Source organism: Stappia indica (genome assembly GCF_001696535.1).
In the GTDB taxonomy this organism is placed as follows: Bacteria; Pseudomonadota; Alphaproteobacteria; order Rhizobiales; family Stappiaceae; genus Stappia; species Stappia indica.
The window spans coordinates 402,832-428,736 of the sequence record NZ_MBQE01000006.1; the positions used below are offsets into that span (position 1 = coordinate 402,832).

The 25,905-nt window shown below is 68.3% G+C and carries 24 protein-coding genes; 16 read left to right on the forward strand and 8 right to left on the reverse strand.

Annotation, left to right across the window (positions count from 1 at the left end; genetic code table 11):
- Nucleotides 1–42: 42 nt before the first annotated feature.
- Both BBX35_RS22000 and BBX35_RS22005 read right to left on the reverse strand, forming a co-directional pair.
- Complete coding sequence (locus BBX35_RS22000) at nt 43–1,104, reverse strand: acyltransferase family protein (RefSeq protein ID WP_067224591.1); 1,062 nt, start codon at nt 1,102–1,104, stop codon at nt 43–45.
- 105 nt (nt 1,105–1,209) lie between these two features.
- The gene (locus BBX35_RS22005; protein ID WP_067224593.1) at nt 1,210–1,737 is read right to left on the reverse strand and encodes an FxsA family protein; all 528 of its coding nucleotides are present in this window, start codon (nt 1,735–1,737) and stop codon (nt 1,210–1,212) included.
- A 333-nt stretch (nt 1,738–2,070) separates the two neighbouring features.
- Between BBX35_RS22005 and BBX35_RS22010 the strand changes: the two genes are divergently transcribed.
- From BBX35_RS22010 to BBX35_RS22055, 10 genes are all read left to right on the forward strand, one after another.
- Nucleotides 2,071–2,784, forward strand: coding sequence for a Tim44/TimA family putative adaptor protein (locus tag BBX35_RS22010; RefSeq protein WP_067224594.1), 714 nt, complete (start codon nt 2,071–2,073; stop codon nt 2,782–2,784).
- A gap of 103 nt (nt 2,785–2,887) precedes the next feature.
- On the forward strand, nt 2,888–3,949 hold the full coding sequence (mltA, locus tag BBX35_RS22015; RefSeq protein ID WP_067224843.1) for a murein transglycosylase A: 1,062 nt from the start codon (nt 2,888–2,890) through the stop codon (nt 3,947–3,949).
- Nucleotides 3,946–4,533, forward strand: coding sequence for a Smr/MutS family protein (locus BBX35_RS22020; protein ID WP_067224596.1), 588 nt, complete (start codon nt 3,946–3,948; stop codon nt 4,531–4,533). Before mltA ends, BBX35_RS22020 begins: the two co-directional genes overlap by 4 nt.
- Complete coding sequence (locus BBX35_RS22025) at nt 4,530–4,901, forward strand: helix-turn-helix domain-containing protein (protein ID WP_067224598.1); 372 nt, start codon at nt 4,530–4,532, stop codon at nt 4,899–4,901. The genes BBX35_RS22020 and BBX35_RS22025 overlap by 4 nt, the downstream gene beginning before the upstream one ends.
- Before the next feature lie 161 nt (nt 4,902–5,062).
- Entirely contained in the window at nt 5,063–7,894 is a 2,832-nt protein-coding gene (locus BBX35_RS22030) for a [protein-PII] uridylyltransferase (RefSeq protein ID WP_067224599.1), read from the forward strand.
- Between the two features lie 77 nt (nt 7,895–7,971).
- Nucleotides 7,972–9,582 (forward strand): murein biosynthesis integral membrane protein MurJ, encoded by a 1,611-nt coding sequence (gene murJ, locus BBX35_RS22035; protein ID WP_067224845.1) that lies wholly within the window; start codon nt 7,972–7,974, stop codon nt 9,580–9,582.
- Nucleotides 9,583–9,851: 269 nt separating this feature from the next.
- Nucleotides 9,852–10,856 carry a BMP family protein gene (locus BBX35_RS22040; protein ID WP_067224601.1) on the forward strand — a complete coding sequence of 335 codons (1,005 nt, stop codon included), beginning with the start codon at nt 9,852–9,854 and terminating at the stop codon, nt 10,854–10,856.
- Between the two features lie 84 nt (nt 10,857–10,940).
- Nucleotides 10,941–12,497 carry an ABC transporter ATP-binding protein gene (locus BBX35_RS22045; protein ID WP_067224603.1) on the forward strand — a complete coding sequence of 519 codons (1,557 nt, stop codon included), beginning with the start codon at nt 10,941–10,943 and terminating at the stop codon, nt 12,495–12,497.
- On the forward strand, nt 12,494–13,588 hold the full coding sequence (locus BBX35_RS22050) for an ABC transporter permease (protein ID WP_067224605.1): 1,095 nt from the start codon (nt 12,494–12,496) through the stop codon (nt 13,586–13,588). Before BBX35_RS22045 ends, BBX35_RS22050 begins: the two co-directional genes overlap by 4 nt.
- Entirely contained in the window at nt 13,585–14,529 is a 945-nt protein-coding gene (locus tag BBX35_RS22055; RefSeq protein WP_208979912.1) for an ABC transporter permease, read from the forward strand. The genes BBX35_RS22050 and BBX35_RS22055 overlap by 4 nt, the downstream gene beginning before the upstream one ends.
- Before the next feature lie 9 nt (nt 14,530–14,538).
- Here BBX35_RS22055 and BBX35_RS22060 read toward each other — a convergent pair whose 3' ends face one another.
- Genes BBX35_RS22060 through pcaD form a run of 5 tightly spaced genes read right to left on the reverse strand, consistent with a single transcriptional unit; the run spans nt 14,539 to nt 18,401 of the window.
- Complete coding sequence (locus tag BBX35_RS22060) at nt 14,539–15,882, reverse strand: lyase family protein (protein ID WP_067224607.1); 1,344 nt, start codon at nt 15,880–15,882, stop codon at nt 14,539–14,541.
- Nucleotides 15,883–15,920: 38 nt separating this feature from the next.
- Complete coding sequence (gene pcaG / locus BBX35_RS22065) at nt 15,921–16,487, reverse strand: protocatechuate 3,4-dioxygenase subunit alpha (RefSeq protein ID WP_067224608.1); 567 nt, start codon at nt 16,485–16,487, stop codon at nt 15,921–15,923.
- On the reverse strand, nt 16,487–17,206 hold the full coding sequence (gene pcaH / locus BBX35_RS22070; RefSeq protein WP_067224610.1) for a protocatechuate 3,4-dioxygenase subunit beta: 720 nt from the start codon (nt 17,204–17,206) through the stop codon (nt 16,487–16,489). The genes pcaG and pcaH overlap by 1 nt, the downstream gene beginning before the upstream one ends.
- Nucleotides 17,203–17,613 (reverse strand): 4-carboxymuconolactone decarboxylase, encoded by a 411-nt coding sequence (gene pcaC / locus BBX35_RS22075; protein ID WP_067224611.1) that lies wholly within the window; start codon nt 17,611–17,613, stop codon nt 17,203–17,205. Before pcaC ends, pcaH begins: the two co-directional genes overlap by 4 nt.
- Nucleotides 17,610–18,401, reverse strand: coding sequence for a 3-oxoadipate enol-lactonase (gene pcaD, locus BBX35_RS22080; RefSeq protein ID WP_067224613.1), 792 nt, complete (start codon nt 18,399–18,401; stop codon nt 17,610–17,612). The genes pcaC and pcaD overlap by 4 nt, the downstream gene beginning before the upstream one ends.
- Nucleotides 18,402–18,499: 98 nt before the next feature.
- Between pcaD and pcaQ the strand changes: the two genes are divergently transcribed.
- Nucleotides 18,500–19,426, forward strand: a complete 927-nt coding sequence (gene pcaQ / locus BBX35_RS22085) for a pca operon transcription factor PcaQ (protein ID WP_067224614.1) — start codon at nt 18,500–18,502, stop codon at nt 19,424–19,426.
- Nucleotides 19,427–19,437: 11 nt separating this feature from the next.
- On the opposite strand, the gene BBX35_RS22090 is transcribed toward pcaQ, so the two are convergent.
- Nucleotides 19,438–20,331, reverse strand: coding sequence for a MurR/RpiR family transcriptional regulator (locus BBX35_RS22090; protein WP_067224616.1), 894 nt, complete (start codon nt 20,329–20,331; stop codon nt 19,438–19,440).
- A gap of 181 nt (nt 20,332–20,512) precedes the next feature.
- Here BBX35_RS22090 and BBX35_RS22095 point away from each other — a divergent pair, with 181 nt between their 5' ends.
- The 5 genes from BBX35_RS22095 to BBX35_RS22115 all read left to right on the forward strand — a co-directional run bounded on the left by BBX35_RS22095 (nt 20,513) and on the right by BBX35_RS22115 (nt 25,888).
- Nucleotides 20,513–21,325 (forward strand): N-formylglutamate amidohydrolase, encoded by an 813-nt coding sequence (locus BBX35_RS22095; RefSeq protein ID WP_067224618.1) that lies wholly within the window; start codon nt 20,513–20,515, stop codon nt 21,323–21,325.
- Nucleotides 21,325–21,921 carry a TRAP transporter small permease subunit gene (locus BBX35_RS22100; protein WP_067224848.1) on the forward strand — a complete coding sequence of 199 codons (597 nt, stop codon included), beginning with the start codon at nt 21,325–21,327 and terminating at the stop codon, nt 21,919–21,921. Before BBX35_RS22095 ends, BBX35_RS22100 begins: the two co-directional genes overlap by 1 nt.
- Complete coding sequence (locus tag BBX35_RS22105; RefSeq protein ID WP_067224620.1) at nt 21,921–23,243, forward strand: TRAP transporter large permease; 1,323 nt, start codon at nt 21,921–21,923, stop codon at nt 23,241–23,243. The genes BBX35_RS22100 and BBX35_RS22105 overlap by 1 nt, the downstream gene beginning before the upstream one ends.
- A 133-nt stretch (nt 23,244–23,376) precedes the next feature.
- The gene (gene dctP / locus BBX35_RS22110) at nt 23,377–24,426 is read left to right on the forward strand and encodes a TRAP transporter substrate-binding protein DctP (RefSeq protein WP_067224621.1); all 1,050 of its coding nucleotides are present in this window, start codon (nt 23,377–23,379) and stop codon (nt 24,424–24,426) included.
- A 94-nt stretch (nt 24,427–24,520) separates the two neighbouring features.
- Nucleotides 24,521–25,888, forward strand: a complete 1,368-nt coding sequence (locus BBX35_RS22115; protein WP_067224623.1) for a glutamine synthetase family protein — start codon at nt 24,521–24,523, stop codon at nt 25,886–25,888.
- Nucleotides 25,889–25,905: the final 17 nt, after the last annotated feature.

Sequence of the window (25,905 nt, forward strand, 5' to 3'; positions counted from 1 at the left end):
AAAAGCCTGCTTCTCGCGCCCTGCCCCGCTTATTTCATCTCGTCACTCGGCCGCCTGGGCGACCGGGCGGCGCGGCGGGTCGCGCTCCAGCCGCGCCCAGCCGGGACGGCGGAACAGGAACCAGCCGTAGCCGGTGCGCTCGATCATCCAAAGCAGCACCAGCGGAGCGATCACGCCGGCGGCGGTGACGATCACCGAAATCGTGCCGATATCGGGAATGATGCCGGTCTTCAGCAGCACGACACGGGTGACCGCCATCGGAAAGAAGAACGCGAGATAGATGACGATGGAGTTGCGCCCGCAATAGGCGAGCGGTGCGCTGGCGCCGGCCTGGGTTAGCAGCGCCGAGGTGACGATCACCGCCAGCGCGCCGGCGGTGCCGAGCGCCAGGCTGACCAGCGGCAGGTCGGCGAGGCCGTTGAATACGAGGACGCCGTTGAGGACGCCCCAGGCCAGCAGGCCGGCGATGCCGGCCGTCATGTGGCGGCGGGCCCAGTCGGCCAGCGTGAAAGCCTGGGTGGCGAAGATGTAGCCGGCGTAGAAATAGACGTAGCGCGAGCAGAACTCGTCGATCAGCACCGAGCCGGTCGAGATCGGGGCGATCTGCAGCACGGCGGCGAGCACGAGCACCAGTTGCCACGGCACGCCGCGGTCGTGCAGCACCTTGGTGATCACGAACATCACCGGCAGCATGTAGATGAACCACAGGGTGCCGAAGGGTTGCACATAGGCGAGGAGATATTCGCTGAAGACGCTGCCCCAGCCGGTTTCGGCGGCCATCGGCGGCGCCTTGACCACGAACTGGATGGTCAGCCAGAGCACGTAGAAATAGGCGAAGTGGACGACCTTGCGGTCGAGATAGCGGCGCCACGGCCGGTCGATGACCAGTGCCAGGAACAGGCCCGAGATCATGAAAAAGTCCGGCATGCGGAACGGGCGGGCGAATTCCACCACCAGTCCCATCCAGCCCTCGGTTCCGGCGGATTTCTCGACGCCCAGCGTCGAATGCATCATCACCACGAAGATGATGCAGAGCCCCTTGGCCGTGTCGACCCAATCGACGCGTCCTGTGGCGCCGGCGATATCCCTCTCCCGACCGGTCATCTCGTCAAGGCTCCCGCTTTTCGTTCCCGAGCGGGCACCTTGCAGACGTCAGGTGTAAGGCGGGTTAACCCGCTCTCACGATTTGGTGAGGGGATGCGCCGGGCGTCAGGGGCGGTCGTTGCGGCCGTCGTCGATCTGCCCCCGCCACGGCGTGGACCCGTCCGGCCCGCGCCCGCTCCTGTCGTTGCCGTCGAGATCGGCCCAGTCGTCCCGGTCGAGATCGACCACGCCTTCGCCCCGGCCCTGTCGCCGGGCGCCGGCCTTCACGACGGTCACCTTGGCATTGCGCACCATGATCCGCGCGATGGCGGCGCGCAGCGGCGGCACGAAAAGCAGCAGGCCGAGCGCGTCGGTGACGAAGCCGGGGATCAGCAGCAGCACGCTGGCGACGACGATCAGCGCGCCTTGCATGATGTCCTCGCCCGGCACCTGGCCGCGGTCCATCTCGGAGCGCACGCGCCGCAACAGCGACAGGCCCTGCAGGCGCAGCATCAGGCTGCCGGCGACCGCCGTCGCAATGGTCAGCAGCACGGTCGGAACCGCGCCGATTTCCGAGCCGACCTCGACGAAGACGAGGATCTCGAGAAGGGGAAGGCCGATGATGGTGAGAAGGATGAACAGTCCGATGGGCATGGCGTGCGCGACAGGGTCCTGTGATGATGCGTGGCTCAGGTCTCTTGTCCCGCCCGGCCCAGGGTGCCGCTGCGGGATCGTCGACCCTCAGTTAGGGACCAAGTGACGCAAATGCGAGCTTTATGTGTTTTCGGATGACGAAAACTGCGTCCGACACTTGTCTTGAAGGCTGGATGTTGGTTCAAGGGGGCTTACATAAGCTACGATGGGCTATGCTGCGGCTTGCCCTGCGGGGCGCCGGTGTCGGCGCGCTGCACAGGCTGCACCAAACCCGACGGGCGGAATGCCGTGACGGCGTCTGCGACGCAACCGGCCGGATGTGAAACGGATCATATGTTCAACGACATCACCACTATCATCTTTCTGGTCCTGGCGGTCGTGATCTTCTTCAGGCTGCGCAGCGTCCTCGGACGGCGCACCGGCAACGAGCGTCCGCCCTTCGATCCCTACTCAGCTCCGGAGCGCGACAATGGCGCCGGCGGTCCCGTGCACGACGACAACGTGATCCCGCTGCCGGGCCAGACGGGCCATCAGGGCGGTCCGACGTCGGCCCCCAGCTCGACAACGCTCGACAAGGTGGCGCCGGAGGGCAGCGCCCTCAACCAGGCGCTCCGGCAGATCCTGTCCGCCGATCGCTCGTTCGAGCCGCAGGGCTTCCTGCAGGGCGCCCGCGCGGCCTACGAGATGATCGTCACGGCCTTCGCCAATGGCGACCGCAAGACACTGAAGAACCTGCTCTCCAAGGAAGTCTACGAGGGCTTCGTCGCAGCGATTTCCGACCGGGAGTCGCGGGGCGAGACGATCGAGTCCACCTTCGTCGGCATCGACAAGGCCGACATCGTCGAGGCGGCACTGAAGGGCAGCACCGCCCAGGTGACCGTCAAGTTCCGCTCGGAGCTGATCTCCGCCACCCGCGACCGCAACGGCGCCATCGTCGACGGCGATCCCAACGCGGTCAGCGAAGTCACCGACATCTGGACCTTCGCCCGCGATACCACGTCGCGGGATCCCAACTGGCGTCTGGTGGCGACCGAATCGGTCGAGTGACTTGCGTGCCGCCGGCCGGATGGCCCTTGTCGCCGGCCTGGCGGCGGCACTGCTTGCCGGCACCGTTGCGACGGGCCCGGCTCAGGTGCGCGGAAAACCCCTCATGCTGTCTGCGCCCCTGACATTCGCGGAGCTGCCCGGCTGGGCCGGCGACGACCACCGTGCCGCGCTGGCCGCATTCCTGCGTCATTGCCGGGAACGGAGGGCGGAGCTGCCCGCCGAGCTGTCGCGGCTCTGCGGTCTGGCCCACGCTGCCTCGGAGAGCCATGAGCTGCTGGCCGCACGCACTTTCCTGGAACAGCATTTCGAGCCGCGCCGCATCCTGTCCGACGGCTTCGTCACGGGCTATTTCGAACCCGAATACGAGGGCTCGCGCCAACTGGGGGGCGGCTACGACACGCCGCTGCTTGCCCGCCCGCCGGAGCTTGTGCCCCTGGCCGGACGTCCGGCGCCGGCCGGACTGCCCAAGGATGCGCCGTTTGCCTTTTTAAACGGCAACGGTCAGCTGATCGCCCCGCCCGACCGGGGGGCGATCATGGACGGCGCGCTGGCCGGCCGCCGGCTCGAGCTCGTCTGGCTGGCCGATCCGGTCGACGCGTTCTACGTCCATGTCCAGGGCTCGGCCCGCATTCGCCTGCGCGAAGGCGGCAGCCTGCGTGTCGGCTATGCCGGCAAGACCGGACACCCCTACAGTGCCATCGGCCGGGTGATGATCGAGCGCGGCCTTGCCGAGCCCGGCACCGTCACCATGCAGGTGCTGCGCAAGTGGCTGGCGGAAAACCCGCACGAGATCGACGGCGTCCTGCGGCGCAACCGCTCCTACATCTTCTTTCGCGAGGTAACGGAGGCCGCCGAGCACGAGGGACCGGTGGGCGCCGCCGGACTGCCGTTGCTGCCCGGCCGAAGCCTTGCCATCGATGCCGCGCACCACGCCTACGGGACGCTGGTCTTCGTTTCCACGGATCTTCCCTCCGGCCCTGGCGGTGCGCGCGAGACGTTCCGCCGGTTGATGATCGCCGACGACACCGGCTCGGCCATCGTCGGGCCTGCGCGAGGCGACATCTTCTTCGGTTCGGGCGAGGAGGCCGGCGAGCGTGCCGGCCGCATCCAGCACCGGGCAGACATGGTGCTTTTGGTGCCGCGCGGGCCGGGGGCGCGGCCATGAGCCGGCGCAGGGGGCGCCAGCCCTCGCCCGAGGAACGCCGCCTGTGGGAGCAGGTGACGGCCGATGTCGACCCGCTCGCCCCGCGCGGACGTGCGCGCGCCGAGGCACCGGACGCGGAGCCGGACGAGACGCCGGCGCCGGTGCCGACTGCGGCCCTGCCGCCCGGGCCTGCCGCATCCGGCGCGTCCGCGCTGCGCCCGCCTGCGCCGCCATCTCCCCCGCCTCTGTCGCCGCTCGAGCCGCGCCAGCGCCGGCGTATCGCCCGCGGCACCCGTGCCATCGACATGCGCATCGACCTGCATGGCCTGACCCAGGCGGAGGCGCATGTGCGGCTGCGCGGGTTCCTGTCCTATGCCCAGTCGAGCGGCGCGGCCGTGGTTCTGGTGATCACCGGCAAGGGCGCGCCCGGCGGCAGCCCGGTGGCCGGCGAGCGCGGCATCCTGCGCCGCGTCGTGCCGCAATGGCTGTCCTTCCCCGAGTTCCGCCCCCTGGTGGTGGGCTTCGAGGAGGCGCATGCCGCTCATGGCGGCGGCGGCGCGCTCTATGTCAGGATCCGCAAGAGCGGAAAATGGGGGGGACGATGACGCCGTTCGGCGCCAAGCTGCGCGAGCTGCGCAAGAAGCGCGGCATCACCCTGTCGGAAATGGCCGAGGCGCTGGGCGTTTCGGCGGCCTATCTGTCGGCGCTCGAGCATGGCAAACGCGGCCGCCCCACCTGGTACACGGTGCAGCGGATCATCGCCTTCTTCAACGTCATCTGGGACGAGGCGGAGGAGCTGCAGCGCCTCGCCGAGATTTCCGACCCCAAGGTTTCCATCGACACGGCGGGCCTGCAGCCCGAGGCGACGGAACTGGCCAACCTGCTGGCGGCGAAGATTTCCGGCCTGTCGCGCGACAGTCTGGCCCATCTGTTGCATCAGTTGCGCGTCGCGGCGGCACGGGACCGCATCTAGGGTCCTCGCCTCAAGGGCCTGCATCGACTTTCGTTCTCTCCCGCGCCCCTTGAGCGGCGCGGGCGGCAGGCGTAGGGTCCCGCAATCGCTGCCGCAGGCAAGTCGCCGCGCGGGCATGGTGCCCGTGCGACGCTGCGGCAAGAAGGACTGCGCTGTACGTGATGACGTCGAAGCCCCCCGCCCGTAGTGCCGATCCCTTCGCCGGGCTGATCGACGCCGACGATCTGCGTCACCGGTTGACGGCGCTGACTGCGGCGACCGACGGCGACGGCTCCGACCTCACCGTGCGCGGCCATGTCCTCAACGAGCTGAAGGCGGCGATGCGCGATGCGCGCATCCGCGTCGAGGAACTGCTGTTCGCCGATGGCGGCGGCACGCTCTGCGCCCAGCGGCTGAGCCATGTGCAGGACGAGATCCTGCGGGTGATCTTCGACTTCGCCATCCACCACGTCTACCGGGTCAAGAACCCGTCCGCTGCCGAGCGCATGTCCATCGTCGCCGTCGGCGGCTACGGCCGCGGCACCCTGGCCCCCGGTTCGGATGTCGACCTGCTGTTCCTGCTGCCCTACAAGCAGACGCCCTGGGGCGAGCAGATCGTTGAATACATTCTTTACATGTTGTGGGACCTCGGCCTGAAGGTCGGCCACGCCACCCGAAACATCGACGAGTGCCTGCGCCTCGCCCGTACCGACATGACGATCCGCACCGCGCTGCTGGAGGCGCGCCACGTGTGGGGCGAGGAGCCGCTGACCGACGAGCTGATCGAGCGGTTCGACAAGAGCGTCGTCGCAGGCAGCGGCCCGGAGTTCATCGCCGCCAAGCTCGCCGAACGCGATGCCCGCCACACCCGGCAGGGCACATCGCGCTATCTCGTCGAGCCGAACGTGAAGGAGGGCAAGGGCGGCCTGCGCGATCTCAACACGCTGTTCTGGATCTCCAAATACTTCTATCGCGTGCGCTCCGGCTCCGGCCTGGTGAAGGCCGGCGTCTTCAGTCGCTCCGACTTCCAGCGCTTCAAGAAGGGCGAGGACTTCCTCTGGGCGGTGCGCTGCCACCTGCATTTCCTGACCGGGCGGGCCGAGGAGCGCCTGTCCTTCGACGTCCAGCGCGAGATCGCCGTGCGCCTCGGCTACACCCAGCATCCGGGCATGAAGGATGTCGAGCGCTTCATGAAGCACTACTTCCTGGTCGCCAAGGATGTCGGCGACCTGACGCGGATCTTCTGCGCCGCGCTCGAGGAGCAGCACGCCAAGGCACCGCAGCCGCTGTCGAAGCTGATCGACCGCATCGCCGCGCGGGCCCGCCGCCGCCAGATCCAGACCGGCTCGCCGGACTTCGTGATCGACAAGGGGCGCCTCAACACGGCCTCGGAGACGGTGTTCGAGAAGGATCCCGTCAACCTGATCCGCCTCTTCGCCATTGCCGACCGCCATGCGGTGATGCTGCATCCGGAAATGCTGAAACTGGTGCGCCGGTCGCTGAAGCTGATCACCACCCAGGTGCGCGAGGACCCGGAGGCGAACCGGCTGTTCCTGCAGGTGCTGACCTCGCGCAACGACCCCGAGACCGTGCTGCGCAAGATGAACGAGACCGGCGTGCTCGGCCGCTTCGTCCCCGACTTCGGCAAGGTCGTGGCGATGATGCAGTTCTCCATGTACCACCACTACACGGTGGACGAGCACCTGATCCGCTCCATCGGCGTGCTGGGCGAGATCGAGCGCGGCGAGGCCGGCGAGGACCATCCGCTCTCCACCGACATCATCAAGACCATCCAGAACCGCAAGGTCCTGTTCGTCGCCATGTTCCTGCACGACATTGCCAAGGGTCGGCCGGAAGACCACTCCATCGCCGGCGCGCGCATCGCCCGCCGCCTGTGCCCGCGTCTCGGCCTGACGCCGTCGGAAACGGAGACCGTGGCCTGGCTGGTCGAGCATCACCTCGACATGAGCACGATTGCCCAGTCGCGCGACCTTGCCGACCGCAAGACGATCGAGGATTTCGCTCGCGAGGTGCAGAGCGTCGAGCGGCTGAAGCTGCTTCTCATCCTCACCGTCGCCGACATCCGCGCCGTCGGGCCGAATGTCTTCAACGGCTGGAAGGGCCAGCTGCTGCGCACGCTCTACTACGAATGCGAGCCGGTGCTGACCGGCGGCCACAGCCTGCTGCCGCACGACATGCGGGTGGAGGCGGCCAAGCGCGAGCTGGCCGGGGCGCTCGGAGCTTGGAGCAAGGACGAGCTGAGCGCCTATCTCGACCGCCACTATCCGGCCTACTGGCTGCGCGTTCCGCTGGAGCGCAAGGTCGCCGATGCCGAGATGATCCGCGCCGCAGACCGGGCCGGAACCGGCTTTTCCTCGCGCGTCGTCACCCATGCCTTCGAGGGGGTGACCGAGATCACCGTGCTGGCGGCCGACCATCCGCGGCTGCTGTCGACCATTGCGGGCGCCTGTTTCGTCGCCGGCGCCAACATCGTCGATGCGCAGATCGACACCACGACGGACGGGTTCGCGCTCGACACGATCTACATTTCCCGTGAGCTGCCGGGCGACGACGACGAGATCCGCCGCGGCGAGCGCGTCTGCCGGCTGATAGAGAAGGCGCTGCGCGGCGAGGAGCGGCTGCCCGACAGCGTCGCCCGCAAGGCGGCGTCGCGCAGCCGGGTGAAGGCCTTCCGCGTCGAGACCGAGGTGCTGGTCAACAACTCCTGGTCCAACCGCTACACGGTGCTGGAAATCTCGTGCCTCGACCGGCCGGGCCTGCTCTACGACCTGACGCGGGCGATCTCCGGCCTCAATCTCAACATCAATTCAGCTCATATCGCGACCTTCGGCGAGCGGGCCGTCGACGTGTTCTACGTCACCGACCTGACCGGCCAGAAGATCGGCAATATCGGCAGGCAGGACGCGATCCGCGAACGCCTGCGCGAGGCGGTCGAGGGGGAGCCGGCGGAAGAGCCGGCCCGCCGCCGGCCGCGCCGCGCAGGGGTGGCCTGACCAAACGCCGGCCGATCCGCGATTGTCGACGTGATGTCCCGCCCTCCTGAACGGAACCCCCGCCCATGGCCGGTTCGATGAGCCTCCTGCGCAACTTCGTCACCGTCGGCGGCGCCACCATGGCGAGCCGCGTCCTCGGTTTCGTGCGCGACGTGATGATCGCTGCCTTCGCCGGCGCCGGACCGGTGGCGGATGCCTTCTTCGTCGCCTTCCGCCTGCCCAATCTGTTCCGGCGCCTGTTCGCGGAAGGCGCGTTCAACTCGGCCTTCGTGCCGCTCTTCGCACGGGCGGTGGAGGAAGGGGGCGACGAGGGCGCGCGGCGCTTTGCCGGCGAGATCATGGCCGCGCTGCTGTGGACGCTGCTGGCGCTGACCGCCATCGCCTTCGTCGCCATGCAGGGGCTGGTCTTCCTGCTGGCTCCCGGCTTTACCGAAGACCCGTCGAAGTTCGACCTTGCCGTGCTGCTGTCGCGCATCACCTTCCCGTATCTTTTGTGCATGTCGCTGGTCGCGTTCCTGTCAGGCATCCTCAACACCTATCGGCGCTTTGCCGCCGCCGCGTTCGCCCCGGTGGTGCTCAACCTGGTGATGATCGCCGTCCTGACGGGCATCTGGTACACGGGGCTGGAGCCGGGTACGGCGCTGGGCGTGGCGCTGGCCAGCGGCGTTGCCGTGGCCGGCTTCGCCCAGCTGGCGCTGCTCGTCGTCGCCGTGCGCCGCATGGGCTTTTCCGTGCCGATCCGCCGTCCGCGCCTGACCGCAGGCGTGCGCCGGCTGTGCAAGCTCGGCGTGCCGGGGGTGCTGGCCGGTGGCATCACCCAGATCAATATCGTCGTCGGCACGGTGATCGCCTCGGCCCAGGCCGGCGCCGTCTCCTATCTCTACTATGCCGACCGCATCTACCAGCTGCCGCTCGGCGTCGTCGGCATCGCCATCGGCGTGGTGCTGCTGCCGGACCTGTCGCGCTCGCTGCGCGCCGGCGAGGACGGGCATGCCAACGGTACGCTGAACCGGGCGATGGAGTTCGCCCTCGCCCTGACCCTGCCGGCAACCATCGCGCTGATCGCGGTGCCCGAGCCCATCGTCTCGGTGCTCTATCAGCGCGGCGAGTTCGGCGCGGAGGCGGCGAGCGCCACAACGACCGCTCTGATCGCCTTCGCCATCGGCCTGCCGGCCTTCGTGCTCAACAAGGTGTTCTCGCCCGGATTCTTCGCCCGCGAGGACACGGTGACGCCGATGTGGTTCGCCGGCATCGGCATGGCGGTCAACGTGGTCGGTGCGCTGGCTCTGGCCCCGATCCTCGGCCATGTCGGCATCGCGCTCGCCACGTCGCTGGCCGGCTGGGTCAATGCCGGCCTGCTCGGCGCGGCCTTGTGGCGCCGCGGCCACTTCCGGATCGACCGCGGCGCCCGCCGCCGCCTGCCGCTGCTGGCGCTCGCCAGCCTGGCGATGGGGGGCGGTTTGCTGCTCGGCGACTGGCTGCTGGCACCGCTGATCGGCGCGCCCTCGGTGCTGGTTCGCTTCGCCGCGCTCGGTCTGTTGGTGCTGGCGGGCATGGTGCTGTTCGCTGCCTTCGTGCAGTTGACCGGCGCGGTCGACCTCAAGGGCTATGTCGCCCGTGCGAGAGCATCGCGGGCCCGTCGCCGCGCGGCCCCTCCGCCGCAGACCCCGGAAGATCCGCTCGGATAGGCTGCAGGCGTCCCGGCGCGGCAAGTCTGGTTTGCAGCGCCCTGCCGCGGAGAAAAGCTTCGTCGGCTCATTTTTTGACCAAACGATCAAACTTTGTCCATTTGTTCAAGAAAGCGCGGGGGCCGGCATCTGCCTCCATTGTGAGCGTGCCTGGAATGTGGTCCAATTTGCCCCGCCGCGCGAAGAGCCGCCGATGCGCCTTCGCCGGTCGATGCACACCGGCCCGTGCCTGTCGCGCATGAGCGCCGCATCCTGCGAGGGGGAGTCAGATGGCAATCAACGATCATTTCGCCTGGACGCGACGGGCCGTCCTCGGACTTGTCGCGTCGCTCGCCGTCATGGCGGGCGGCCTGCCGGCAATCGCCAAGGACAAGCCGCTGAAGGTCGCGGCGATCTACACCGTTCCGGTCGAGCAGCAGTGGGTCGGGCGCATCCACAAGGCGCTGCAGGCGGCGCAGGCGCGCGGCGACGTGACCTATACCTACTCCGAGAACGTCGCCAACACCGACTATGAGCGCGTCATGCGCGAATACGCCGAAGGCGGCATGGACCTGATCATCGGCGAGGCCTTCGCCGTGGAGCGCGCGGCCCGCAGCGTGGCGGCCGAGTATCCCGACATCGCCTTCCTGATGGGCTCGTCCTTCGGTCCGGCACAGCCGAACTTCGCCGTCTTCGACAACTGGATCCACGAGCCGAGCTACCTGACCGGCATGATCGCCGGCAAGGCGACCAAGTCGAACGTCATCGGTATGGTCGGCGGCTACGCGATCCCCGAGGTCAACCGCCTGATGAACGCCTTCATGGAAGGCGCGCTGGCGGTCAACCCGGACGTCAAGTTCCTCGTCACCTTCATCAACTCCTGGTACGACCCGCCGAAGGCCAAGGAGTCGGCCTTCGCGATGATCGACAAGGGCGCGGACATTCTCTACGCCGAGCGCTTCGGCGTCTCCGACGCGGCCAAGGAGAAGGGCATCCTCGCCATCGGCAACGTCATCGACACGGCCGGCGACTATCCCGGCACGATCCTCGCCAGCGCCCTGTGGCACATGGAGCCGACCATCGACCGGGTGATCGAGGCGGTGGCGACCGACAGCTTCGAGCCTTCGGACTACGGCCAGTTCTCCTTCATGTCCTATGGCGGCGGCAGCTTCGTCGTCGACGAGAGCCTGGCCGATGCGGAGTCCGTCAAGGCTGCGCGCGAGAAGGAGAAGGAAATCCTCGACGGCATGTTCCGCGTCAACGTCAACGACGCCGAGCCCAAGTCGACGATGTGATCATCTGATCGCGGCCCGCCCCCTGTTCTCGGCCCGAGATCGGGGGCGGGCCGTCCTTTTGTCCTGCCCTGCCCCGGAGTGGAGATGAGCGACCCGCTGCACGCACGGCCGCACGAGCGCAAGGTCGTGCTGTCGCTTGCCGGCATCACCAAGCGCTTCGGCGCGATGACCGCCAACGAGGCGGTCGATCTCGACCTGCATGCCGGCGAGATCGTCGCGCTGCTCGGCGAGAACGGCGCCGGCAAGACCACGCTCATGAACATCCTGTTCGGCCACTATGTCGCCGACGAGGGGGAGGTGCGCATCGCCGGGCCGGATGGCGGGCTCGTGCCGCTGGAGCCCGGCTCGCCCCATGCGGCGCTCAATGCCGGCATCGGCATGGTGCACCAGCATTTCGCGCTGGCCGAGAATCTCACCGCCTTCGAGAACATCGTGCTCGGCACGAGACCGCTGCTGTCGCCCTCCACCTCCTCGCGCGCCGACCGGCAGCGGCTGGAGGCGTTGATGCGCGACAGCGGGCTGACGGTCGATCTCGACCTTCGCGTCTCGCGCCTGTCGGTCGGCGAGCAGCAGCGGGTGGAAATCCTCAAGGCACTCTATCGCGATGCCCGCGTGCTGGTTCTGGACGAGCCGACTGCCGTGTTGACGCCGCAGGAATCCGAAGGCCTGTTCGCCACCCTGCGACAGCTGGCCGGCAACGGCCTTGCCATCGTCTTCATCTCGCACAAGCTGGCCGAGGTGCTCAGTGCCTCCGACCGGGTGGCGGTGCTGCGCATGGGCCGCAAGGTCGCAGACCTGCCGACCGCCGAGTGCGACCGCCAGAAGCTCGCCGAGCTGATGGTCGGCCATTCGCTCTCCCAGAGCCGGCGAGAGCCGCGCGCCCCTGGCGATGTGCTTCTGGCGCTCGAAGGCGTCTCCGCCGGCTCCGGCCGAGAGGCGGTCAGGGAGATTTCGCTGGCCCTGCGGTCGGGCGAGATCCTCGGCGTTGCCGGTGTTTCCGGCAACGGCCAGACGATGTTCGCACGCCTCGTCTCGGGGCTGGAGCGGGCGACCTCCGGGCGTATCCTGCTCGCCGGAAACGACGTCACGTTGGGTGACGCACGCGCGATGATCGCCGCCGGCATCGCCCGGATCCCGGAGGATCGCCACCGCGACGGCATCGTCGGGGCGATGAGCGTGGCCGAGAATCTGGTGATCGAGGAAATCCGCTCCGAGCGCTACCAGCGCTTCGGCTTCCTCGACTTCTCCGCCATCGCCGCCCGCGCCCGCGAGGCGATCGCCGCCCACGACATCCGCTGTCGGGGTGGCTCCGCGATCTCGCGGCTGCTGTCCGGCGGCAACATCCAGAAGATCGTGCTGGCCCGCACGCTGGACGCCGAGCCGGCAGTGGTACTGGCGGCGCAGCCCTCGCGCGGGCTCGACATCGGCGCCACCGGCGAGGTGCATCGCCGCCTGCTCGCGGCCCGCGCCCGCGGTGCCGGCGTCATCCTGATCTCCGAGGATCTCGACGAGCTCTTCGCCCTGTCCGACCGCATTGCGGTGATCCATCGCGGCCAGCTGAGCGCGGCGCGCGATGCCGATGAGCTCGACCGCGCCACTGTCGGCCTGATGATGGCCGGCCACGCGGAGGAGGCCGCATGATCCGCTTCGAGCCGCGCGAGACCGTCTCGCCTGTCCTGCGCGCCGGCGTACCGGTTGCCGCGGCGCTGGCCGCCCTGGCGCTGGCGGCCCTGCCGATCATGGCGGCGGGTGCGCCTGTGCTGCAGGCCTATGTGCTGATGGCGAAAGGCGCCTTCGGGTCGTTCTTCGCCGTTTCCGAATTGCTGTCGCGGGCGACCCCGCTGATCCTGACCGGCCTTGCCGCCGCCCTCGCCTTCCGCGCGCGGCTGTGGAACATCGGCGGCGAAGGGCAGCTCTATGCCGGCGCGCTGGCCGCCGTCGCCGTCGGCTCCGGCGCGATCTCGGCTCCGCCGGCGGTGATGATCCCGCTTGTGCTGCTGGCCGGGGCGATGGCCGGGGCGATGATGATGCTGGTCCCGGCCTTGTTGAAGCTGCGGCTCGGCGCAGACGAAGTGGTCACCACCCTGCTGCTCAATTTCGTCGTGCTGCTCTTCGTGCAGATGATGCTGGAAGGGCCGATGAAGGATCCGATGGGCATGGGCTGGCCGCAGTCCGAGCCGATGGCGGATGCGGCGATGCTGCCCAAACTGTTCGACCGCATGCGCGTCCATGCCGGGCTGATCGTCGCGCTCGTTGCCGCGCTGCTCGCCCATATCCTGCTGGCGCGCACGGTCTGGGGCTTCGAGATCCGCGCGGTCGGCGAAAACCAGGACGCGGCCCGCCATGCCGGCATTCCGGTCACCGCGACCTTCGTCCGCGTCGCTCTCCTCAGCGGCGCGCTGGCCGGGCTCGCCGGCGTCGGCGAGGTGGCCGGCCTCAAGGGCTATCTCACCGCCGACCTGTCGCCCGGCTTCGGCTATGCCGGCATTGTCGTGGCCATGCTGGCGGGCCTGTCGCCGCTCGGCGTCGTTGTCGCGGCGCTGTTCATCGCCGGCGTCTTCGTCGGTGCCGACAGCATGAGCCGGGCCATCGGCGTTTCCAACTATCTGGCCGATCTCGTGGTCGCCACATCGCTGATCGCGGTGCTCGTTTCCGGCCTCTTCGTGCGCTTCCGCGTGCGGCTGGTCGGACCGGGGCGCAAGGCATCTGCCGGCAAGGACACCGGGGCATGATGGAAATCCTCGACATCCTCGTTTCGGCGAACTTCTGGGCGGCGGCGCTGCGGATCGCCACGCCGCTGATCTTCGGCGTGCTCGGCGCGCTCCTGTGCGAGCGTGCCGGCGTCCTCAATCTCGGTATCGAGGGCATCTTCACCGCCGGTGCCATGGCCGGCTGGATGGCCGCCTGGCTCGGCGCCGGCCTGTGGGGCGGTGTGCTGGTTGCGGCGCTTGCCGGAGCGAGTTTCGGCCTGCTGCATGCGGTGCTCACCGTGCCGCTGGGCCTGTCGCAGCACGTCTCGGGCATCGGCGTGACGCTGTTCGCCACCAGTCTCAGCTACTACGCCTACCGCACGGCGCTGCCGGACGTGACTTCGCCGCCGCGCATCACCGCCTTCCAGCCGCTCGATATCCCGGTCCTGTCCGACCTGCCCTTCCTCGGTACGGTGCTGTTCCAGCAGACGGCGCTGACCATGTTGGCGCTGGCGATGGTCGTGGTGGTCGGCTTCGTGCTCTACCGCACGCCGCTCGGCCTTGCGATCCGCGCTGTCGGCGACAATCCGGCGGCGGTGGAGGCGCAGGGCCTCTCGGTGATGGTGCTGCGCATGGGCACGGTGGTCGCCGGTTCCGCGCTGATGGCGCTGGGCGGGGCGTTCCTGACCATGTCCGCCTTCGACGCGTTCTTCTTCGGCATGGTCAACGGGCGCGGCTGGATCTGCATCGCGCTCACCGTCTTCGCCTCCTGGCGTCCCGGTAAGGCGCTGATCGGCGCGCTGTTGTTCGGTGCGTTCGACGCCTTCCAGGTGAGGCTGCAGACCGAGGTCGGGGCCTTCGTGCCCGGCCAGGTGTTCCTGATGCTGCCCTACCTGCTGTCGATCCTGGCGCTGGTCATGGTCGCCCGCAAGGCGGACTACCCGCGCGCGATGCTGAAGCCTTATTTCAAGGGCCAGCGCTAGGCGAGACCATCAGTCGCCGTGCGCAAGCGCGGCGATCTCGGCCAGCATCTCGTCGGTCATCGCCGCGGCCGCGCCCGAAATGGACGACGGGTCGGCCAGCGCCTGCCAGTCGAGCGGCGCATCGCTCAGCTTCGACAGCGCCTCTGCCAGCGTGCCGCCCTCGGCGCGCACCAGGCCGGCAGCCTTCTTCACCAGATCTTGCGCAGCCGCGCGGCCGACATGGGGCAGCAGGGCGAAGGAAAAGCGCTCGGCGAGCGACAGCCCGCCGCCGCCGGTGGCGGTTGCCGCCATCCGCGCGGCATCGGCCTCCATGCCGGGGGCAAGCGCCTGCGCATGGCGCAGCGCCGCCCCGGTCGCCAGCATCACCTGTGGCAGGACCAGCCACTCGCCCATCCAGGCGGCGCCGTCCCGCTCCTCGCGGTGCAGGGCATCGGCGGACAGCGCGGCCGCCTGTGCGGCGGCAAAGCGTGCGAGCGCCACCAGCGCCTCGGCCCGGACCGGGTTCTGCTTCTGCGGCATGGTCGAGGAGCCGCCGGCCTCGGCAAGCCGGATCTCGCCGATTTCCGAGCGGGCGAGCAGGATCACATCCTCGCCGATCTTGCCGAGCGCCAGCGCGATCTCGCTCGCCTCGCGGGCGATCCGGCGCAGCGGCTCGCGGTCGGTCATCCAGGGAAGGGAGGGCGCAAGGCCGAGCTCGCGGGCAAGGGCCCCGGCCAGCTCCGCCGCACGTCCCGGCACGTCCATCGCGCCGAGGTCGCCGGAGGCTCCGCCGAGCTGCACGACCAGCGCCTCGCGCCGCAGCCGGGCAAGACGCTGCCGCGCCTTGGCCAGCGGCAGGGTCCAGATCGCGACCCGCAGGCCGAAGCTGACGGGCGTCGCGATCTGGCCGCGCGTGCGGCCGGCCATCGGCGTTGCCCGGTGCCGGGTAGCCAGCGCGGAAAGCTGCGCCACGATGTCCGCAAGCCGCGCCTCGAACAGCGCAAGCGTGCGGGCGAGCCGCAGCATCAGGCCGGTATCGACGATGTCCTGCGAGGTCGCGCCGAAATGCAGGTAGTCGGCCGCCGGCCGCGACAGCTTCTGCCGCAGGGCCGCCACCAGTGCGGGTACCGGGACGCCCGCCGCAGCCGTTCCGGCGGCAAGCTCCGCAGGTGTCGGCAGGAGGCCGGAGAGCTCCCGGTCGATGGCGTCGGCTGCGGCTTGCGGGATCAGGCCGGCGCTGCCCTGAAGGCGGGCGAGCGCCCGCTCCACCTCCACCATCGCGGCGATCTCCGCCTCGGCGGAGAACAGGGTTGCAGTTTCGTCGTCGCCGAACAGGCCGGCAAGGAGCGGCGAAACAAGGGGAATGTCGGCCATGATACGCCTGTCCTGTCGCCCTGAAGGGCTTGCGGGGCTCAGATGTCGAAGAACACCGTTTCGTTTTCGCCCTGCAGGCGGATGTCGAAGCGGTAGAGCGGCAGCCCGTCCTCGGTCTTGCCGTCCTCGGTAGCGATCAGCGTTGCCACTGCCTCCGGCTCCAGCCGGCGCATGTCGGGATCCTTGGCCAGCGCCTCGCGGTCTTCGGGAAAATACATGCGCGTGTGCAGGTGGATGTTGATGCCGCGGGCGAAGATCAGCACGGCCACATGCGGGGCGTGGCCCTCGGCATGCCGGCCCGGCCGCACGGTCCTGAAGCGAAAGGTGCCGGTGCCGAAATCCGTCGTCGCGCGGGCGAAGAGGCCGTATTCGCCGACCCGACCCATGCCGTCCGCCTGCCAGATCTCCAGCATCGCGTCGCGCACCGGAGCGCCCGAGCCGTCGCGGACCAGCCCCTCGATGACGATGGCCTCGCCCGTGTTGCTCTCGATCACCGGCCCGGGCTGGTTCGGCAGCGCCGGTCGGCCGATCGCCTGCGGCGCGGTGCCGATATGGACGTAAGGTCCTGCCGTCTGGGAGGGGGTTTCCTTCAGCCGGTCGTTCATCACAGGCCCTCCGTCCGGTTCTCGAAATGGGTTTGCCGCCGCCCGCGCAGCACGATGTCGAACCGGTAGGCGAGGCAGTCGAACGGCTCCTGGTTGCGCAGGTCGAGCCGCGCCACCAGCCGGTCGACCGCGTCCTTGTCCGGGATCGTGTTGACGATCGGACACAGCGGGATCAGCGGATCGCCTTCGAAATAGAGCTGGGTGATCAGCCGCTGGCTGAAGGCCTCGCCGAACACCGACAGGTGGATATGGGCGGGGCGCCAGTCGGAGCCGTTGTTCGGCCACGGATAGGGACCCGGCTTGATGGTGCGGAACAGGTAGCGCCCCTCGGCATCGCTGACGCAGCGCCCGCAGCCGGAAAAATTCGGGTCGAGCGGTGCCAGGTAGCCGTCGCGCACATGGGCGTAGCGCCCCGCAGCATTGGCCTGCCAGATCTCGATCAGCGCGTTCGGCACGGGCCGGGCATTCTCGTCTAGCACCCGTCCGAAGACGTAGATGCGCTCGCCGAGCGCGTCGCCCGTGGTTGCCGCGTTGCGGATCAGGTCATGGTCGAGGGCCCCGAGCGGCGTATGGCCGAGCGCCGGCCCGCTCTGCTCCAGGCTGGTCTGCTCGAGCGCATGCAGCGGGCGGACCGGTGCGCGCAGGACAGTGCTCTTGTAGCCCGGCGACAGCGGCAGCGGCTGTTGCGAGCGGTCGCGCCGGTAGAAGGCGGTGGTCACGGCTTGTCTCCTCCCGCCCCGCTCTGGGGCGTTTCGATTTCGGCGAAGGCGGCACGGGCGATGCGGATCGCCCGGTTGGCGGCCGGCACGCCGGCATAGATTGCCACATGCAGCAGGGCCTCGCAGACATCCTCGCGGCTCGCGCCGGTGCGTGCGGTGGCCCGGCAATGCATCGCCAGCTCCTCGTCGTGGCCGAGCGCGGCAAGCAGCGCGATGGTGATCATCGAGCGCTCTCGCCGGCTGATCGTGTCGCGCGCCCAGACCCCGCCCCAGGCGCCCCGGGTGATCAGGTCCTGGAACGGCCCGTCGAAATCGTCTCTGGCGGCCTCGGCGCGCGCCACATGCGCCTCGCCCAGAACGGCCTTGCGGGTCGCCATGCCCGCCTCGAAGGGATCCTGTCCGCTCATTCCGTCACGCGCTCCACCAGAGTGCTGATCAGGTCCGCCACCCTGTCCGGCACCTCGATGCAGGGCAGGTGGCCGACGCCGGAAATTTCCTCGCAGGTTGCCCCGGGAATGGCGGCGGCAAGCGCACGCAGCGTTTCGGGCGGCGTCGCGCTGTCCTCGCTGCCGGCGATGCACAGGGTCGGCACCGAGATACGGCCTGCGCGGTCGCGGTAATCGGCATCGCGAATGGCGCTGCCAAGCGCGATGTAGCTGTCGGCCGGCGTGTGCACCAGCATCGTCCGCCAGCGCAGCAGCTCCGCCGGGCGCCCCTCGCGGAAGGCGCGGGAGAACCAGCGCTCCATCGTCGCATCGCCGATGGCATTCATGCCGCCTGCGCGGATCGCCTCGGCGCGGCCGTTCCAGATCTCCGGCGTGCCGATCTTCATGCCGGTGTTGGACAGCACCAGCCCGGCGACGCGGTCGCCGTGGCGGATCGCCACCGACTGCGCGATCAGCCCGCCGACCGACAGGCCGACGATCACCGCCTTTTCGATGCCGTAAGTGTCGAGCAGGGCGACAAGATCGTCGCCATGATCGTCGATGCTCATGTCGAGACCGCCCGGCGACAGGCCGTGCCCCGCCGTGTCGTAGCGCAGCAGGCCCCAGTCATCCGGCAGACGTGCGATGAGGTCGTCCCAGATGCGGAAGTCTGTGCCGAGCGAATTGGAGAAGACGAGGACCGGGGCGGCGCCGCGCGCCGGCCGGAAGGCCGTGTTGAGAATGCGCCCGTTTCGTGAGACCGCCTGCACGCCCTGTCCTCCCTGACCGTGTTTCGCTTCAGGATGGACGCGGCAATTGGTAATGTAAAATGAGAATTTTGCCGTTTTGTATAACCGGAGGAATGGGGATGCCTGTCGGAGCGGGGATCAAGCTGCGCCATCTGCAGGCCTTTCTGGAGGTGGCGCGACTGCGCAGCCTGACGGAGGCGGCGAGCGCCCTCAACGTCACCCAGCCGGCCGTTTCCAAGACGCTGAAGGAGCTGGAGGCGCTGGTCGGCGTCAGCCTGATGGAGCGCGGACGCTCGGGAGTGACGCTGACCGCGGAAGGCGAGATCTTCCGCCACTATGCCGGCCTGTCGGTCGCCGCGCTGGGCGAAGGGCTCGACGGCATCGACCAGGTGCGCATGGGCTCGGAGCGGCAACTGCGCATCGGTGCCCTGCCGAGCGTTGCGGCGAGCATCGTGCCGCTGGCCGCCGGGCGCTACCTGGAGCGCGGCCGCGGCGCCACGCTCGATATCGTCACCGGGCCGAACGGCCATCTCCTCGACCAGCTGCGGACCGGGGCGCTGGACGTGGTGATCGGCCGGCTCGGTCAGCCGGACGCCATGCAGGGGCTGGCATTCCAGCAGCTCTACAGCGAGCAGGTGGTGCTGGCCGTGCGTCCCGGCCATCCGTTGATCCGCGACCCGGACCTTGCCCGCCTGCCCGAGTTTCCGGTGCTCTATCCCAACCGCAGCGCCGCGATCCGGCCGCTGGTCGAGCGGCTGATGGTGGCCAACGGCATCGGCCGCCTGCCCCGCCGGATCGAGACGGTGTCGAACGCCTTCGGCCGGGCCTTTACCCGCTCCAGCGATGCGGTATGGATCATCTCCAACGGCGTCGTCGCCAACGATCTTGCGGAAGGGCAGCTGGTGGCGCTCGCCGTCGATACGCGGATCACGCTGGGACCGGTCGGCATCTCGACCCGCGCCGCCGAGGCGCATACGCCCGACCTGCATCTGTTCATGGCCGCGATGCGCGAAGCGGTCGACCAGCGCGGCCTTGCGCGGGGCTGATCCGCAGCCTGTCAGCCGGCTGCCGGGGTCTCGTCTTCCGACGGGCCGGGCCGCTTGCCGTCTTCCTCGTCGCGATAGGCCTCCAGCGCCGACATGCGCCGCTCGCTGCGCTCGGGATCGCGGGCCGTGACGCCTGCGATCAGTGTCTCGGCGATCACCATCAGCGCGGCGGAGGAGTCCCAGGGCGAAGGCACCGAGATGCGCGCAGGCAGGACATGGGTGGCGACGCTGGCGATCGGCGACAGCCAGCTGTCGGTGATCAGCACCACCGTCGCCCCGCGCTTTGCCGCGGCGGTCGCCATGCGGACGAGGTCGGCCTGATAGCGGCGGATGTCGAAGACCACCAGCACGTCGCGCCGCCCGATATCCAGCAGGGCGTCCCGCCAGTTGCCCTCCTGTCCGGCCATATGCATGACGCCGCAACGCAGGATGCGCAGATGCGCGGCCATGTAGCGGGCCAGCGCATCGGTGAAGCGGCCGCCGAGCAGGTAGAGCGTGCGGCGTTCGTCGGACAGCAGCGAGACGACGGCCTCCAGCTCGGCCGCCGGTAGATGGCGGAAGGTCTCGCCGATATTGGCGCGCACCGCCTCGGCGACGGCACCGATCCCCGCCGCGGTGGCCGCACTGCCCGCCTGCGTGCCGTCCTTGGCCTTGGCCAGCGGCGATTTAAGCTGGTCCTCCAGCTCCGTGCGCAGCCGGGTCTGGAGCGCTGCATAGGTGCCGCAGCCCATGCGCGCGGCAAAGCGCAGGATCGTCGGCGAGCTGACACCGGCGGCGCTGGCGAACTGCGCGACCGTGCCCAGTCCCAGCATCGGGTAGTTGGCGAGCAGGGCGAGCGCCGCGCGGCGCTCCGTCGCAGTGCATTCGCCAAGTCTCTCGCGGATTTCTTCGGCAAGGGATGTCATGGTCGTGAGGCCGCCTCCCCGGCCGGGTGCCGCGCCGCCGGGGCGGGCGCTCTCGGAAACCCGATTGACATCGGTCCAGGGTATGTATCAAATCATACAGAATGCGGAATTCAACGCAATTCTGTAACAAATAGAACAGGATTTGCGGTTTTTCGCCAAGGTAACCGGCTGGGGGACAGGGATGGAGCCGACAGCGGCACGCGACGGCGAGCTATTGCCCGGTGACACGGCGCCGGCGGGCACGGTCGTGGTCGCGGAAAATGCCGCAGGCCGCGGCAAGATCGTCCTTCTGTGCGATCATGCCTCGCGCCGCCTGCCGCCGGAATACGGCGACCTCGGCCTCGACGAGGCGGCACGGCGCGCCCACATCGCCTGGGATCCCGGCGCGCTCGGTGTTTCGCAGCACCTCTCCCGCCGCTTCGATGCGCCTCTCGTCTATCCGGACCTGTCGCGACTGGTTCTCGACTGCAACCGCGATATCGCAGCCCACGACCTCATCCCGGCGATCAGCGAGACGACCGAGATTCCCGGCAATCGCGACCTGGGCGCGGCCGAGCGGGCCCGCCGGATCGCCCTTGCCCATACGCCCTTCCATTCGCGCATCGAAACGCTGCTCGACGCGCGCGCAGCCGCCGGCCTCGACAGCGTCGTCGTCTCGGTTCACAGCTTCACCCGGCTCTACAAGGGCTTCGAGCGCCCCTGGCCTGTCGGCATCCTGTCCAATCGCGACCGCAGGGTCGCCGAGGCGATGCTGGCCGATCTTGCGGCACAGGGCATCGCCGATCTCGGCGACAACGAGCCCTATGCGCCCGGCGACGGGGTCTACTACACCGTCGGCCGCCACGGGGAGGCGCGCGGCCTGCCCTGCGTGATGATCGAGGTGCGCAACGACGAGATCGCCGACGCTGCCGGCGAGAGCCTTTGGGCCGACCGTCTCGGCCGTGCGCTCGATGCCGCGCTGGCTCAGCTTGCTGCGGAAGGGAGGGCCGGATGATGACCTCCCTGATGCGCGGCTATGTGAAGGTCGTCGACGCGGTCAACTACCGCCTCGGGCGCGTGGTCATGTACAGCCTCTTCGTCATGGTCGCCGTGCTGTTGTGGTCGTCGATCTCCAAGACGTTCTTCCTGCCGTCCCTGTGGACGCTGGAGGTCGCCCAGTTCGCCATGGTCGCCTACTACATCCTCGGCGGACCCTATTCGATCCAGCTCGGCTCGAACGTGCGCATGGACCTTTTCTATGCCGGCTGGTCGGTGAAGAAGAAGGCCTGGTTCGACGCGTTCACGGTGCTGGTTCTGATCTTCTATCTCGGCGTTCTGCTCTATGGCGGCGTCGGCTCGACCGCCTATTCGCTCGGGCATTTCGGCACCGAGCCCTTCGTCTTCCTGAAGGACCTGGCGGTCGCCTTCGTGACCGGCGGCCCTGACGCCGCCGCCGAGGTGATCGGCCATATAGAGCGCAGCCCGACCGCCTGGCGGCCGGTGATCTGGCCGATCAAGGCCATCATGTGCCTGGGCTTCCTCTTGATGCTGCTGCAGGCCGTCTCCGAGCTCATCAAGGACATCGCGCGCATCCGCGGAGAGGAAATCTGATGTCCTACGAGATGATCGCGCTGTTGATGTTCTCGTCGATGATGCTGATGCTGCTGACCGGTCAGCGCGTCTTCGGCGCCATCGGGGGCGTGGCGGCCGTCGCGGCGCTGGCGCTGTGGGGCACCGGCGGGTCCGACATTCCCTTCGCCTCCGCCATGAAGCTGATGAAGTGGTACCCGCTTCTCACGCTGCCGATGTTCATCTTCATGGGTTATGTCCTGTCGGAATCGAAGATCGCCGACGACCTCTACAAGATGTTCCATGTGTGGATGGGGCCGGTCTCCGGAGGTCTCGCCATCGGCACGATCGGCCTGATGGTGCTGGTCTCGGCGATGAACGGCCTGTCCGTCGCCGGCATGGCCATCGGCGCCACCATCGCCCTGCCCGAGCTGCTGCGCCGCGGCTACGACAAGCGCATGGTCACCGGCGTCATCCAGGCCGGGTCCTCGCTCGGCATCCTGGTGCCGCCGTCGGTGGTGCTGGTGCTGTACGCAATGATTGCGCGTCAGCCGGTCGGCCAGCTCTGGCTCGCCGGCGTGGTGCCGGGCCTGATGATGGCGACGATGTTCGTCGTCTACATCTATGTCCGCTGCCGCATCACGCCCTCGCTCGGCCCGGTCCTGCCGGCAAGCGAGCGCAACGTGTCGCGCGCCGAAAAGATGCGCCTGTTGGGCGCCGGCATCCTGCCGCTGGTGATCTTCGCGGCGATGATGGTGCCCTTCGTCAACGGCTGGACCTCGCTGGTCGAAAGCTCCGCCATCGGCGCCATGACCGCCTTCCTCGCCGCCTTGCTCAAGCGGCGGATGACCTGGACGGTGTTCGAGACCTGCCTGCGCCAGACGCTGGCGATCTCCTGCATGTTCATGTGGATCATCCTTGCGGCGCTCGGCTTCGGCGCGGTGTTCGACGGTCTCGGCGCGGTCAAGGCGATCGAGACGCTCTTCACCGAAAGGCTCGGTCTGTCGCCCTGGATGATCCTGATCCTGATGCAGGTGTCCTTCCTGGTGATGGGCACGTTCCTCGACGACACGGCGATGCTGGTCATCGTCGCGCCGCTCTACGTGCCGCTGGTCGCTGCGCTCGGCTTCGACCTCGTGTGGTACGGCGTGCTCTACACGGTCACCACCCAGATCGCCTACATGACCCCGCCCTTCGGCTACAATCTGTTCCTGATGCGGGCGATGGCGCCTCCGGAAATCACCATGCGGGACATCTACGGCTCGATCGCGCCGTTCGTGCTGGTCATGATCCTCGCATTGGCATTGATAATGGTCTTCCCGCAGATCGCCCTGTGGCTGCCCGACTACATCTACGGCCGCTGATCCGGGAGACCCGAACGAGACGCATCACCGCAGCAGAAAGGAGATCGCCACCGGACACCGACCGCCGCGCCACCACAACAATCAGAACAGGCGCGCCCTGCATCTCTTCAACGAAACCAGAGGGGAATGAGACATGACCAACAGACGCGACTTTCTGAAGAAGGCGGGCCTCGGCACCGTCGCCGCCGCCGGTGCCTCGACGCTGTCCGCCCCCGCCGTGCTCGGCCAGGCGCCGATCAAGTGGCGGTTGCAGACCTATGCGGGCGCCGCGCTCGCCGAGCACGTGATCAAGCCGCATATCGACGCCTTCAACAAGGCGGCCAACGGCCAGATGGAGATCGAGCTGTTCTTCGCCGACCAGCTGGTGCCGACGGGCGAGCTGTTCCGCGCCATGCAGCGCGGCACCATCGACGCGGTGCAGTCGGATGACGATTCCATGGCCTCGCCGACGGAAGTGACCGTGTTCGGCGGCTATTTCCCCTTCGCCAGCCGCTACTCGCTGGACGTGCCGGTGCTGTTCAACCAGTACGGCCTGAAGGAGATCTGGGAAGAGGAATACGCCAAGGTCGGCGTCAAGCACATCTCCGCCGGCGCCTGGGACCCGTGCCACTTCGCCACCAAGGACCCGATCCGCAGCCTTGCCGACCTGAAGGGCAAGCGCGTCTTCACCTTCCCGACCGCCGGCCGCTTCCTGGCCCAGTTCGGCGTGGTGCCGGTGACGCTCCCGTGGGAGGACATCGAGGTTGCCATGCAGACCGGCGAGCTCGACGGCGTCGCCTGGTCGGGCATCACCGAGGACTACACGGTCGGCTGGGCCGACGTGACCAACTACTTCCTGACCAACAACATCTCCGGCGCCTGGGCCGGCTCGTTCTTTGCCAACATGGACAAGTGGAACGAGCTGCCGGATCATCTCAAGACCATGCTGCAGCTGGCCATGGATGCGTCCCACTATTACCGCCAGTGGTGGTACTGGGGCGGCGAGGCGAGCCTTCGCGTCAACGGCACCAAGATGGAGCTGACCTCGATCCCGGATGCCGAGTGGGCCACCGTCGAGGAGGCCGCCGTGAAGTTCTGGGACGAGATCGCGGCCGAGTCCGAGACCAAGGCGAAGGTCGTGGAGATCTTCAAGAAGTACAATTCCGACATGCAGAAGGCCGGGCGGCCCTACCGCTACACCTGATGCCGGCGGGCCGGGGCGGCGTTCGCCGCTCCGGCTCTCCCGTTTCCGACCGCGCCCGCGCTTTCGCCCCGCTTAACCGACAATGATGGTTCCAATGGCTGGCAATCTTTCTTTCGACGCTCTCAAGGCCGCCGTCGCCGACGGTGCCATCGATACGGTGCTGGTCTGCGCCGTCGACATGCAGGGCCGCCTGATGGGCAAGCGCTTTCATGCGCGCAACTTCATCGAACACTCCTTCGAGGAGACCCATTGCTGCAACTACCTGCTGGCGACGGACCTCGAGATGTACACGGTCGAAGGCTATGCCGCGACCAGCTGGGCCGGCGGCTACGGCGATTATGTGATGAAGCCGGACCTTTCGACCCTGCGCCCCGTGCCCTGGCTGGACGGCACGGCGATGGTGCTGTGCGACGTGCTCGACCATCACCACCACGAGGCGGTGCCGCATTCGCCGCGCGCGCTGCTCAAGGGTCAGATCGCCCGTCTCGATGCCATGGGCCTCGAGGCCAAGATGGCAACGGAGCTGGAGTTCTTCCTGTTCGAGAAGAGCTTCGACGACATCCGCCGCTCGGGCTTCCGCGATCTGGAGCCGATCTCCGCCTATAACGAGGATTACCATATCCTCCAGACCACCAAGGAAGAGGAGGTGATGCGCCCGATCCGCAATCACCTCTATGCCGCGGGCATCCCGGTGGAGAATTCCAAGGGCGAGGCCGAGGCCGGCCAGGAGGAGCTGAACATCCGCTATGCGGATCCGCTCGCCTGCGCCGATCACCACACCATCGCCAAGCATGCGACCAAGGAGATCGCCTGGCAGCACGGCCGCGCGGTGACCTTCATGCCGAAATGGCATCATGCCCGCGTCGGTTCCTCGTCCCATGTGCATCAGTCGCTGTGGAAGAAGGACGGCACCAGCGCCTTCTTCGATGCGGATGCCCAGCACGGCATGTCGCAGCTGATGCACCACTACATGGCCGGCCTGATCCGCTACGCTCCGGATTACACCTGGTTCCTGGCGCCCTATGTGAACAGCTACAAGCGGTTCCAGAAGGGCACCTTCGCGCCGACCAAGACCGCATGGTCGGTCGACAACCGCACCGCCGGCTTCCGGCTTTGCGGCGAGAACACGAAGGGCGTGCGCGTCGAATGCCGCATCGGCGGCTCGGACCTCAACCCGTATCTGGCTCTCGCCGTGCAGCTTGCGGCCGGCATCCGGGGCATCGAGGAGAAGCTGGAACTGGAGGCGCCGGTGACCGGTGATCTCTATCAGTCGCGCCGGCTGAAGGAGATCCCGCGCACGTTGCGTGCGGCGACGGAGACCCTGCGCAAGTCGAAGATGCTGCGCGAGGCCTTCGGCGATGCGGTGATCGACCATTACGTCCGTGCGGCGGAATGGGAGCAGGAGGAATTCGACCGCGTGGTGACCGATTACGAGCTGGCCCGCGGCTTCGAGCGCAGTTGAGGACTTCGGCCCGCGAC